Here is a 12,199-nt window from a genome sequence, read left to right as displayed (position 1 = left end):
GTCGGGTCACCAGCCGCGCAGGAACCGCAGCCCGAGCAGGAACGCGACCACGGAGGGCCCCACCAGCAGGGTGATCGCCTGGAGTCGGTACGGCATCCGGTGCCGGGTCAGCTCCCCCGCGTTGCCCAGCACGATCGCCCCGGCCAGCATCAGGAAGGCGCCCCACCAGCCGGTCTTGAGGTGGATCAGATCCACCCGGATCAGTTGCAGGGTCACGCCGAGCAGCGCGCCGGTCAGCGCGAGCAGGGCGACCGCCCGATGCAGGCCGCGGGCCAGCGGGTGAGCCGCCCGCCAGCCGTAGGTGCCGGCGACGGCCAGGCAGGGCAGCACCACCAGCAGCGGCCAGCCCCGCCCCATCACGCCGAACATCAGCAGCGCGCCGACCGCGAAGACGATCGTGCCGACGCAGGCCAGCACGTACCCGGCGAAGGACCGGCCACCCCCGCGGGCCAGCAACGGCCCACCGCTGGCCGCGATCAACGCGGCCGGAATCAGGATGAACACGGCCCACCAGTGGAACTGGCCGCTGCCCTGGGCCGCCGTGGCGACCGTGGCACAGGCCAGCCCGGCGACGGCCAGGCTGGTCAGCCACGGCCGGCTGCTCCGGGAGTACGGCTCAGCCAACGACGTCCGCTCCGCTTCGACGCTCACGCCCGTCAGCCTGACCCGAGCGGGCCCGACCGGTCCATCCGGCCAGCCCTACCGCCGGGCGGGGGCTGGCCGGAACAGCGGCTCGCACCGCTGTCAACTCGTCTCGCCGGCCACGCTGAACGAGCGCAGGCGGTCGATGGCGAGCACTGTGAAGCCGACGCTGACCAGCGCGGTCATCACCGACGCCACCGACACCGACACGCTCGCCTCCAACAGCCCGGTGGGGGCGATCCGGTCGGCGAGGGCGATCACGTACTGCTGGATGGAGAGCACCTTGGTGCCGCTGACGAAGTTGCCCAGCAGACCCTCCCAGATCAGCACGTAGACCAGGCCGAGGAGCACCGGCCGCCTGGTGACCAGGCTGAGCGCGAGGAAGAACGCCGAGTACGCCAGCGCGCCGAGCGCCGCCGCGGCGGCCAGCGCCAGACCGAGGCGTACCGAACTGGCGAGCACGCCCGCGACGTAGAGCGGCACCGCCACGGTGACCGCGGTGACCCCGGCGGCCACCGCGAGCTTCGGCAGCACGATCTGCCAGCGCGGCAGCGGCTTGGTCAGGATGTGCACCACGGTGCCGTCGTCGATCTCGGCGCCCAGCACGCCCGTGCCGATGATCAGCGCGACCACCGGTAGCACCACGGCGAGCCCGAGACCGACGAGCACCGGCGGCCCCCACTCGCGCGGGTCCACCCCCAGCGACCGACAGAGCACGGCCAGGCCGAGCAGCACCAACGGCAGCGGCAACAGCAGCAGGAACCGACGTCGGCCGAACAACCCGCGCGCGGTGATCCAGGTAACCGTGGACATCTATGCCTCCACCAGGTAGGAGAAGACGCTCTCCAGGGATTCGTCGGACGGCACCAGTTGCCGCACCCGGATGCCCTTGCTCAGGGCGATCCGGGGTAGCGCCCGGGTGAACGCGCCGTAGTCACCGGCCCGCACGGTCAGGCCGGTCGGTTCCAACTCGACCCCGCTCACCGACGCCTCGGCGATCAGCGCGACGGCCAACGCCCGGTCGTCGGTGGAGCGCACCGCGAAGACGTGCGGGCGGTTGGTCATCAACCGACGGATGGTCCGGAAGTCGCCGGAGGCTGCCAACCGGCCGGCCACCATCACCTGCACCGTTCCGGAGACCTGCTCGACCTCCTCCAGGATGTGCGAGCTGAACAGGATCGTCCGGCCGGCGTCGCCCAGGGTGTGCAGCAGCTGCATCATGTGCAGCCGCTGGCGGGGGTCCATGCCGTTGAACGGCTCGTCGAGCAGCAGCACCTGCGGCTCGTGCACCAGTGCGGCGGCCACTCGGGCGCGCTGGCGCATGCCCTTGGAGTACGTGCCGATCCGGCGGTCCTGCGCCGATTCCAGCTCCACCAGATCGATCGCCCGTCGGGCCGCGGCCGCGGGGTCGGGCAGCCGGTGCAGCTTCGCGCTGGCCAGCACGAACTCGTACGCGGTCAGGAAGCCCTGCACCGCTTCCCGTTCGCTGACCAGCCCCAACCGCCGGTAGACGTCGGGGTTGCGCCAGGTCGGCTCGTCGTCGAGGGTGACAGTGCCGCGCGACGGGGCGAGGAACCCGGCCATCATGTGCAGCAGCGTGGTCTTGCCGGCGCCGTTCGGGCCGAGCAGCCCGGTCACGCCCGGCCCCAGGGCCATGCTGATGTCGTTGACGGCGACCACGTTGCCGTACCACCGGGACACCCCGGTCAGGCTCAGCGTGCTCATCAGGAGGCGACCTTCCGGTAGCGGGCCAGCAGCAGAGCGGTCGCGCCGGCGACCAGCAGCACCGCGGCCAGGGCGTAGACCGGGCCGAACCCGCCGATGGACGGGCCGCCCTGGTCACCTTCGACGAGCAGGTCACCGAGCGACCAGATGCCCACCCCCTGCACCAGCGTGGACGGGGAGGCGAGCCCGGCCAGTTCGTTGGCGGCGCGCGACGGCAGGATGCTCAGCACGCCCACGATCGGGGTGGTCATCAGAAAGACCGCGACCACACCGCCGGCGGCGAAGGCACGCTTGCCGGTCAGCGACGCGACGAGCAGGCCGACCGAGGCGAAGACCACCGCCCACAGGCCGGCGTAGAGCAGCCCGGGCAGCAGGTCGAGCAACTCGTTCCACACCCCGCGCATGCCCTGCTTGGTGGTGAACGCGGCGCCCAGGAACATCAGCAGCTGCGGCCCGCCGAGCAGCAGCCAGAGCGCGGTGGCCAGCGCCAGCAGCTTGGCCAACGCGTAGTCGCTGCGCGGCAGCGGCCGGGAGAAGTACAGCGGCAGTACACCGCTGCGCAGATCGCGGGAGACCAGCTCCGGGGCGACGACCGCGACGAAGAAGATGACCAGCCAGCTCATCGAGTCGGCGAACTGGGCGTACGTGGCGACCGGCTCGCCGATCTGGCTACGGATGGCGGCCAGGGCCACCGCGACCAGGGTGACGATGCCGACCACCAGCCACGGGAAGATCTTGGCCTTGGCGCTGCGCCCGAACCCGAACGCGGTGCGCAGACCGTGCAGGTAGAGCGCGCCGAAGACCTGCCGACGGCCCAGCCTCGGGCCCTCGTAGCGCTGGTAGCCGATGTCGTGGATGACTCCGGTCGGCGTCTGCCGGGCGGTGGTGGTGGACGGCTCAGGCATGAGTGAGCTCCCTCGTGGCGAAGAGTTCGGCCACCCGGTGCCGGCGCTGGTCGAGTCGGTGCAGTGGCAGGTCGAGGTCGGCGACCGCGCCGAGGATCAGGTCGTAGGTGCCGTCGTCGGCGAGCGGCACGAGGAGCAGCCGCCCGTCCCGGGCGACCGGCAGCTTCAGCTCGGCGAGTCGGGCGGCGAGCTCCTCGGTGCCCTCACTGACCTCAACGGCGAGCACGTCGGTGGCCGTGGTCATCGCGGAGATGTTGTCGGCGCGCAGCAACCGGCCACCGTCGATGGCGATCAGCGTGTCGCAGATCCGCTCGACCTCGCCGAGGAGGTGTGAGCAGACCAGGACGGAGATGCCGAACTCGGTGCCGATCCGGTGCACCAGGGCCAGCATGGCGTCGCGGCCGGCCGGGTCCAGACCGTTCGTCGGCTCGTCGAGCAACAGCAGGTCGGGGTCGTGCACGAGCGCCTGGGCCAGCTTGACGCGCTGCTTCATGCCGGTCGAGTAGCCACCGACCGGCCGGTAGCGCTCCTCGTAGAGCCCCACGTGCCGCAGCGCCTCCGAGGCCCGCTCGCGGGCCGCGGTGCGGGGCAGGCCGCTCATCCGGCCGAGGTGGGTGACCAGCTCGGCGGCGGACAGGTCCGGTGGGAGGCAGTCGTGCTCCGGCATGTAACCGACCCGGTTGCGGACGGCCGCCGGGTCCGCGGTCGGGTCGATGCCCAGCACCGAGACCTGGCCGCTGGTTGGTGCGATCAGGCCGAGCAGGATCTTGATCAAGGTGGATTTGCCGGCGCCGTTCGCGCCCACCAGGCCGATGATCCCGGGCTCGACGGCGACGGTGAGGTCGGCCAACGCGGTGACCCGACCTCCGTACGTCTTGGTGAGCGACTGGGTCGCGATCAGTGTCACGCGCCCAGCGTAGGGAGTCGATGCCCAGCATGGACACCGGCACGCCCCCGGCGCTCCCCTGATCCTTTCCCGGCCGGCCCCCTAAGGTCCGCGGCGGGCTCTCGCGGCGTTTTCGCCGGTCCCGCGTTCGGTCGGACCCCGCTTCCGGAAAGACCCATCCGAGGTGACACCATTCACCTCTCGTTCACCGGGCATCGATCCGCCTGGCGATCGACCGACGACGCGGGAGGGATCCTGATGGCCGAGGTGGGCGTCCCGAAGGTGAGCGTCGTGGTGCCGGCGTACAACTGCGGCCCGCACATCGAGAAGCTCGTCGCCTCACTGCTGCGCCAGTCACTGCCCGCCGACGAGTTCGAGATGATCTTCGTCGACGACGGCTCGACCGACGAGACGGCCGAGCGGCTGGATCGGCTGGCCGCTGAGCACCGACACGTCACTGTGCTGCACATCGAGAACTCCGGCTGGCCGTCGCGTCCGCGCAACCTCGGCATCGAGCAGGCCCGCGGCGAGTACGTCTTCTTCGCCGACGACGACGACTGGTTCGCCGACGAGGCGTTGGAGCGGCTGTACGCCTGCGCGAAGGCGAACGACGCCGACATCGTGATCGGGAAGATGGCCGGGTACGGCCGGCCCGTGCCGCGGGAGCTGTTCCGGAAGAACCGCTTCGACGCGACGCTCAGCAACTCACCTCTGATCGACAGTCTGACCTGCCACAAGCTGTTCCGGCGGTCGTTCCTCAACGAGCACGGTCTGCGGTTCCCGGAGGGCGGCAAGCGTCGGCTGGAGGATCATTCGCTGGTGGTCCGGGCCTACTTCCTGTCCCGGCGGACCTCCGTGTTGTCCGACTACATCTGCTACCACCACGTTCAACGGGGCGACGCACGCAACGTCACCGCGGCCCCGCTGGACCCGTCGAGCTACTACGCCAGCGTGCGGGAGGCGCTGGACGTGGTGGACGCCCACACCGAGCCGGGTGCGCTGCGGGACCGGCTGCACCGGCGCTGGCTGCGCAACGAGATGCTCAGCCGGCTGCGCGGCAAGCGGCTGCTGAACGCCCCTGAGGCATGGGTGGAGCAGGTCGCGCTGGAGGTCCAGAAGATCATGCAGGACCGCTTCGCCCCTGGCGTCGCCGGTGGACTGCCGCCGATGCTCCGGGCGATGGCGTACCTGGCGGAGCGGGGCCGGGTCGCGGACCTGCGCAGGCTTGCCCACTGGGAGGCGGGCATCGGCGCCCACGGCACCGTCGGTGAGCTTCGGCGCGCCGATCACGCCGTCACGGTGACCGTCGCCGCCGAGCTGCGCTCCGCGGACCAGCCGGTCAGCTTTCGCGCCGACGGTGACCGCGACGTGCTGATGCTGCCGATGGAGGAGATCGAGCCCGAGGTGCTCGACGCGACCGCGCAGGTGCGCAAGGCCCGCCTGGACCTGGTGGCCCGCCACCGGGAGACCGGCGCCGAGATCTTCCTGCCGAACACCTTCGAGACCGAACGGATCACCGGTACGACAGCGGCGGACACGGTCCACCTGGTGCACCGGGCCACCGCCACCATCGACTTCGCCGCCCTCAACGGCGGCCGGACGCGGGGTAGCTGGCTGCTCAAGGCCCGGATCACCAACGTGGGCTGGACCGAGGACGCGCGACTGCCGCTGGTGTTCATCTGCCGTGCCGACGGCTCGCGACCGCGCATCCGCGACGAGCGGAAGGTGTGGAACCGGCTGCGGTCGGCGGTGGGCCGGCGGATCAAACGCTGACCCGTCGGCGGGGGTCTTGGAGTGGCACCCTCGACCGATCGGCGGTCGGCTGCGAAACTGTGTGCCGGTCAGCGAGTGGGGAGCGTGAATGAGCAACGGCTGGGTGCTGCCCGACGAGGTGCTACGGGACGCGCCGGCGTACACGCCACGTCCCGGTGAGCTCGCGGATCTGGAGCTGCTGCTGACCGGCGCGTACGCCCCGCTGACCGGCTTCATGACCCGCGCCGACCTGGTCTCGGTGAGCCGGCGCGGCCGGCTGGCCGACGGAACCCCGTGGCAGGTGGCGGTGGTTCTCCAGGTGCCGACCGCGCTGGCGCAGAGCTTCGATCCGCGCGACCCGGCCCGCCGGGCGCTCGTGCTGACCGACGGGGAGGGTGCCCCGGCTGCGGCCCTGGACGTGGCCGACGTCTGGCCGATCCGCGAGGGTGTGGCGGGGGTGGGCGGCCAGGTCCGACGACTGGGCGACGGTGGGCACGGCCCGTTCCAGCGGCTGCGTCGTGACCCGGAGGAGGTCCGCGCGCTGCTGCCCCCGGGCCGGGTGCTCGGGGTGATCGCCGATCGGCCGTTGCATCGTCCGCAGCTCGCCCAGATCGCCCATGCCGCCCGCACCCTGGCCGCTCATCTGCTCGTGATGATCCCGGTCGGTGAGGGCGGCGTCGGTGGGCTCCCGCCGGAGGCGCTGGTCCGTACGATCTTCGCCGCCCGCGACCGGATGCCGCCCGCCACGCTGGTCGCGGTGCCGCTGTCGCACCGCAACGAGGAGATCAGCGACGCGTTGCTGCGCGCCCGGGTCTCCGCCGCGTACGGGGTCACCCACCTGCTCTCCACCGGGGAGATGCTCTCCGGCGCCGGGCTGCGGGTGCTGGTGCCCCGCGAACTCGCCTACGACAACCGGGACGGGCAGTGGCGGTGGCGGGAGGACATCCCACCGCGCAACCGCCGGCTCGCGCTGACCCAGGCGGAGATCGACGACCTGCTCGACAGGGGTTTCCCGCTGCCGGAGTGGCACACGCCGCCCGCTGTGGCGCGGGAGTTGGCCCGGGCCCGGCCGCCGCGCCGGCAGCGAGGGCTGGTGGTCTTCCTGACCGGCCTCTCCGGCTCCGGCAAGTCGACTGTCGCCCGGGGGCTGGCGGACGCGTTGCGGGAGAGCGGCGACCGGACGGTGACCCTGCTCGACGGGGACGTGGTGCGCCGGGAGCTCTCCGCCGGGTTGAGTTTCAGCAAGGCCGACCGGGATCTCAACGTCCGGCGGATCGGCTGGGTGGCCGCCGAGATCGCCCGGCACCGTGGGGTGAGCATCTGCTGCCCGATCGCCCCGTACGCGGCGGCCCGCGCCACCGCCCGGGAGATGGCTCTCGCCGCCGGGGCGGGTTTCGTGCTGGTGCACGTGGCCACTCCGCTGGAGGTGTGCGAGCGCAGGGACCGCAAGGGCCTGTACGCGCGGGCGCGGGCCGGCCTGCTCACCGGGATGACCGGCATCGACGACCCGTACGAGGAGCCGACCGACGCGGATCTGGTTCTCGACACCAGTGACGTGAGCGTGGCGGACGCGGTGCAGGCGGTGCTGCACCATCTGACCGAGACCGGTTGGGTGGAGCTGACCATCCCGTCCACCTGAGGCGTCGCCGTACCCCGTTTCTTCCGCCGCTGACCGGCACGCGCTAGTGTTCATCTTTGTTGGAACACGTTTGACCGCGTGAGGGTACGTGGACCCCGGGGAGGCACGGCGGATGCTCGCTCAGCAGCGGCAGGCGGCCATCCTGGAGCGGGTCCGCTCGACCGGCGGCGTCCGGGTCAGCGAGCTGGCCGGCGAGTTCGGCGTGTCCGACATGACCATCCGGCGTGACCTGGACGCGCTGCACGAGCGCGGCCTGCTGGCCAAGGTGCACGGCGGTGCCACCACGACCGGGCCGAGCGCGACCGACGAGCCGGGCTTCCGCGCCAAGTCGGTCCGCCAACTGCCGGAGAAGGCGGCCATCGCCGATCGGGCCGCCCAACTGGTCCGGCCCGGCGCGGCGGTCGCGCTCTCCGCCGGCACCACCACCGCCGAGCTGGCCCGCCGGCTGGTGGACGTCCCCGAGCTGACCGTCGTGACGAACTCGCTGCCGGTGGCCGAGATCATGCACGCGGGCGGCCGTCCGGACCAGACGGTGGTGCTCACCGGCGGGGTACGCACACCGTCGGACGCGCTGGTCGGCCCACTCGCGGTGGGGGCCGTCCGGTCACTGCACCTGGATCTGCTCTTCCTGGGCGTGCACGGCATCACCGAGCGGGCCGGCTTCACCACCCCGAACCTGATGGAGGCGGAGACCGACCGGGCGCTGGTGGCCGCGGCGGACCAACTGGTGGTGCTCGCCGACCACACCAAGTGGGGCACCGTGGGCATCTCCTCGATCGTCGAGTTGGCGGCGGCCCACGTACTGGTCAGCGACGACCGGTTGCCCCCAGCCGCACGGCGGGTACTCGACGAACGGGTGGGCGAACTGATCATGGTGAAGGCGACAGGGGGCGGGCCGCGTGACGCGCACGCCGACAACTGAGGGGACGGCGCCGTGAAGCGCACCGCGATCGACCTGGCCGACGGCCGGGAGCTGATCTACTTCGACGAGCGCGACGACGCGGTCCGCGACCAGCCGGACCGCCGGGACCTGCCACCGCCTCCCCCCGCGTCGCAACTGCGCTACGACCCGCTGACCGACGAGTGGGTGGCGGTCGCCGTGCACCGGCAGACCCGCACCTTCCTCCCACCGGCGAACGAGTGCCCGCTCGACCCGTCGGTGGGCGACCGGCTGACCGAGATCCCCGCACCCGACTACGACGTGGTGGTCTTCGAGAACCGGTTTCCGTCGCTGAGCGGTCGGGTGGCCGAGGAGCCCGGGGAGATCACCCCGTTCACACCGGTCCGGCCGGGCGTCGGCCGGTGCGAGGTGGTCTGCTTCACCTCCGACCACAACGCGTCCTTCGCCAGCCTGCCGCCGCGCCGGGTCCGCACCGTGTTGGACGCGCTCGCCGACCGCACCGAGGCGCTCGGCGCGCTGCCCGGCGTCGAGCAGGTCTTCTGCTTCGAGAACCGGGGCGTCGAGATCGGTGTCACGCTGCACCACCCGCACGGGCAGATCTACGCGTACCCCTTCGTGACGCCGCGCACCCGCGCGATGCTGGCCGCGGCCCGCCGGCACGCCGAGCGGACCGGCGGGGGCAACCTGTACGCGGACGTGCTGGCCGCCGAGCGGGCCACCGGTGACCGGGTGGTCGCCGAGAACGAACACTGGACGGCGTACGTCCCGGCGGCCGCCCGCTGGCCGTTCGAGGTGCACGTCGCGCCGCACCGGGTGCTGCCGGACATCCCGGCGCTCAGCGACAGCGAGCGGGAGTCGTTCGGTCCGCTCTACCTGGATCTGCTGCGCCGCTTCGACGGCCTGTTCGACATGCCGATGCCGTACATCTCGGCCTGGCACCAGGCCCCGGTACGGATCGATCGCGAGCTGGGTTACCTGCACCTGCAGCTGTTCAGCATCCGGCGGGCCACCGACAAGCTGAAGTTCCTGGCGGGCTCCGAGTCCGGGATGGGCGTCTTCATCAACGACATCGCCCCGGAACGCGCCGCCGACCTGCTGCGTGCCGCCTGAGCGGGCCCGCTGTGGCCGTTGGCTGAGCACGGCCGGGCCGACGTTGCGGGAAACAGGGCGCGGGGGGCCCGGGACAGGGCCCCCCGCAGGGAAGGGACGGCTGGCTGTGCACGGCACAGCCGGGAAGGCTGGCTGATCGGCGCACGGTGCCGCGGGTCGACCGTGGTCAACCTTCCTGGACGCGACTGGCATCTCGTCCATCCTGGTCAACGAGGCGCGCCGGCAGCAGTGACGCCGGCCGGCGTGGCGGCCCCGGACACACCGGAGCCCGCCGGCAGGGTGCCGGCGGGCTCCGATGACGCGGTACGCCCGGATCAGGCGGCGAGCTTGCGGGCCAGGTTCTCGTCGAGAGCGTTCATGAACTCGTCGGTGGTCAGCCACGGGGCGTCGCGCGAGATGAGCAGCGCGAGGTCCTTGGTCATCTGGCCACCCTCGACGGTGTCGACGATGACCTGCTCCAGCGTGTTGGCGAACTCGGTGACCGCCGGCGTGCCGTCCAGCTTGCCCCGGTGGGCCAGGCCCCGGGTCCAGGCGTAGATCGACGCGATCGGGTTGGTCGAGGTCTTCTCGCCCTTCTGGTACTGCCGGTAGTGCCGGGTGACAGTGCCGTGCGCGGCCTCGGCCTCGACGGTACGGCCGTCCGGGGAGAGCAGGACGGAGGTCATCAGACCCAGCGAGCCGAAGCCCTGCGCCACGGTGTCGGACTGCACGTCACCGTCGTAGTTCTTGCAGGCCCAGACATAGCCGCCCTCCCACTTGAGCGCGGCGGCGACCATGTCGTCGATGAGCCGGTGCTCGTAGGTGAGGCCGGCGGCGTCGAACTCGGCCTTGAACTCCGCCTCGAACACCTCGGCGAAGATGTCCTTGAAGCGGCCGTCGTACGCCTTGAGGATGGTGTTCTTGGTCGACATGTAGACCGGGTAGTTGCGGTCCAGGCCGTACCGGAACGAGGCGCGGGCGAAGTCCCGGATCGACTCGTCGTAGTTGTACATGCCCATGGCGATGCCGCCGCCGGGGAAGTTGGCGACCTCCATCTCCATCGGCGTGCCGCCGTCGGCCGGGGTGTAGGTGATGGTCACCGTGCCCGGGCCGGGGACGACGAAGTCGGTGGCCTTGTACTGGTCACCGTGGGCGTGCCGGCCGATGATGATCGGCTTGGTCCAGCCGGGGACCAGCCGCGGCACGTTGGACATGATGATCGGCTCACGGAAGACGACGCCGCCGAGGATGTTGCGGATGGTGCCGTTGGGCGACCGCCACATCTTCTTCAGGCCGAACTCCTCGACCCGGGCCTCGTCCGGGGTGATGGTCGCGCACTTGACGCCGACGCCGTGCTCCTTGATGGCGTTGGCGGCGTCGATCGTGACCTGGTCGTCGGTCTCGTCGCGGTGCTGGATCGACAGGTCGTAGTAGTGCAGGTCGACGTCGAGGTAGGGCAGGATCAGCTGCTCCCGGATCTGCTTCCAGATGATCCGGGTCATCTCGTCGCCGTCGAGTTCTACGACCGGGTTGTTTACCTTGATCTTCGCCATCGGCCGGCGCTCCTCTCGGGGGACACGTGCTCAAGCAGTACGAGCGTACTGCAATTGGACCGGCAGCCCCCAGCCGGCCTCGACCGGCCGGCGGAACCGGACTGCGCGGAACAGGAATGCCCTGGAATCATCGTCCGATGCCACTGAACCGCACCCTCGGGTCTATCACGGTCACTGCGCTCACCGACGGTGAGGGTCAGTTCTTCCAGCCTCGCGCGGACGCGTTTCCGCAGGCCACGGCCGCTCACTGGGCGGAGGCCGACCGACGCGACCCCGGCTCGGTGACCGCCGACGGGCAGTGGTGGCTGCCGTTCCGCAGCTTCGCGATCCGGGTCGACGACGGGCCGGTGACGCTCGTCGACGCCGGCATCGGGCCGTCGGACTCCCTCGCCGCGAGCTGGGCGCCGGTGCCCGGCCGGATGCCCGCCGAGCTGGCCGCCGCCGGCATCGACCCGGCCGACGTCGACACGGTAGTGCTGACCCATCTGCACAGCGACCACATCGGCTGGGCGGTCACCGGCACGCCGGGGCGGCCGTACTTCCCGAACGCGAGCTACCTGGTGCAACGGGCCGAAGTCGACGCGGCGGAGACGCTGAACCCGGGGCTGCCGGCCGGCGTGATCGGGCCGTTGCGCGCCGCCGGCCAGCTCCGGGTGGTCGACGGCGAGACCACCCTCACCCCGGCGGTACGTCTGCTGCCCACCCCCGGCCACACCCCTGGCCACCAGTCGGTGCTGCTGACCGCAGCCGACGAGCGGATGCTGTTCACCGGCGACCTGCTGGTGCACATGGTGCAGCTGGTCGATCCCGACCTGGCGTACGCCCACGAGGTGGACCAGGAACAAGCCCGCCGCTCCCGCCAGACCGCCCTGGCCACGGCGAACCCCACCCTCCTGGCCACCCCCCACCTGGCCACCCCCTTCACCCTTCACCCCCTGCCCACCGCCGACCCCACCCTCTGATCGGTTGATCATGAGGTTGGCGGGGTTTTCGATCTCCACGCCTGCCGCTAACCCCATGATCGACCGGAGGGGGTGGGGTGGGGTGGGGTGGGGTGGGGTGGGACGGGGTGGGACGGGGAAAGGGCGCGTCGGCTCTGCCGGCGCG

11 protein-coding genes are annotated in these 12,199 nt (G+C 71.5%); 5 read left to right on the top strand and 6 right to left on the bottom strand.

Features of this window, described 5'->3' with window-relative positions; translation table 11 throughout:
* Window positions 1–6: 6 nt before the first annotated feature.
* The 5 genes from ACX27O_RS17180 to ACX27O_RS17160 form a co-directional block, all read right to left on the bottom strand.
* Window positions 7–651 carry a hypothetical protein gene (locus tag ACX27O_RS17180; RefSeq protein ID WP_030337473.1) on the bottom strand — a complete coding sequence of 215 codons (645 nt, stop codon included), beginning with the start codon at window positions 649–651 and terminating at the stop codon, window positions 7–9.
* 93 nt (window positions 652–744) lie between these two features.
* The gene (locus tag ACX27O_RS17175; protein ID WP_030337472.1) at window positions 745–1,455 is read right to left on the bottom strand and encodes an ABC transporter permease subunit; all 711 of its coding nucleotides are present in this window, start codon (window positions 1,453–1,455) and stop codon (window positions 745–747) included.
* Window positions 1,456–2,367 carry an ABC transporter ATP-binding protein gene (locus ACX27O_RS17170; protein WP_030337470.1) on the bottom strand — a complete coding sequence of 304 codons (912 nt, stop codon included), beginning with the start codon at window positions 2,365–2,367 and terminating at the stop codon, window positions 1,456–1,458.
* Window positions 2,367–3,272, bottom strand: coding sequence for an ABC transporter permease (locus ACX27O_RS17165; protein WP_051708851.1), 906 nt, complete (start codon window positions 3,270–3,272; stop codon window positions 2,367–2,369). Before ACX27O_RS17165 ends, ACX27O_RS17170 begins: the two co-directional genes overlap by 1 nt.
* Window positions 3,265–4,179, bottom strand: a complete 915-nt coding sequence (locus ACX27O_RS17160) for an ABC transporter ATP-binding protein (RefSeq protein ID WP_030337468.1) — start codon at window positions 4,177–4,179, stop codon at window positions 3,265–3,267. Before ACX27O_RS17160 ends, ACX27O_RS17165 begins: the two co-directional genes overlap by 8 nt.
* A 237-nt stretch (window positions 4,180–4,416) precedes the next feature.
* Here ACX27O_RS17160 and ACX27O_RS17155 point away from each other — a divergent pair, with 237 nt between their 5' ends.
* The 4 genes from ACX27O_RS17155 (at window position 4,417) to galT (ending at window position 9,560) form a co-directional block, all read left to right on the top strand.
* Complete coding sequence (locus ACX27O_RS17155) at window positions 4,417–5,931, top strand: glycosyltransferase family 2 protein (RefSeq protein WP_030337467.1); 1,515 nt, start codon at window positions 4,417–4,419, stop codon at window positions 5,929–5,931.
* Window positions 5,932–6,019: 88 nt separating this feature from the next.
* Window positions 6,020–7,549 (top strand): adenylyl-sulfate kinase, encoded by a 1,530-nt coding sequence (gene cysC, locus ACX27O_RS17150; RefSeq protein ID WP_358133159.1) that lies wholly within the window; start codon window positions 6,020–6,022, stop codon window positions 7,547–7,549.
* Between the two features lie 112 nt (window positions 7,550–7,661).
* Window positions 7,662–8,471 carry a DeoR/GlpR family DNA-binding transcription regulator gene (locus ACX27O_RS17145; protein WP_358128485.1) on the top strand — a complete coding sequence of 270 codons (810 nt, stop codon included), beginning with the start codon at window positions 7,662–7,664 and terminating at the stop codon, window positions 8,469–8,471.
* 12 nt (window positions 8,472–8,483) lie between these two features.
* A complete protein-coding gene (gene galT, locus ACX27O_RS17140; protein WP_210858955.1) occupies window positions 8,484–9,560 on the top strand; it encodes a galactose-1-phosphate uridylyltransferase in 1,077 nt (358 codons plus the stop codon).
* A gap of 314 nt (window positions 9,561–9,874) precedes the next feature.
* Here the strand turns inward: galT and ACX27O_RS17135 are convergent, their stop codons facing one another.
* Window positions 9,875–11,092, bottom strand: coding sequence for an NADP-dependent isocitrate dehydrogenase (locus ACX27O_RS17135; RefSeq protein ID WP_030337461.1), 1,218 nt, complete (start codon window positions 11,090–11,092; stop codon window positions 9,875–9,877).
* Window positions 11,093–11,229: 137 nt separating this feature from the next.
* On the opposite strand from ACX27O_RS17135, the gene ACX27O_RS17130 reads away from it, so the two are divergent.
* The gene (locus ACX27O_RS17130) at window positions 11,230–12,054 is read left to right on the top strand and encodes an MBL fold metallo-hydrolase (protein ID WP_210858953.1); all 825 of its coding nucleotides are present in this window, start codon (window positions 11,230–11,232) and stop codon (window positions 12,052–12,054) included.
* Window positions 12,055–12,199 lie beyond the last annotated feature (145 nt).

It is taken from the genome of Micromonospora sp. SD19, assembly GCF_054462275.1.
Note: the sequence above shows the minus strand (reverse complement) of the source record. Positions and strands in the feature narration are given on the sequence as shown.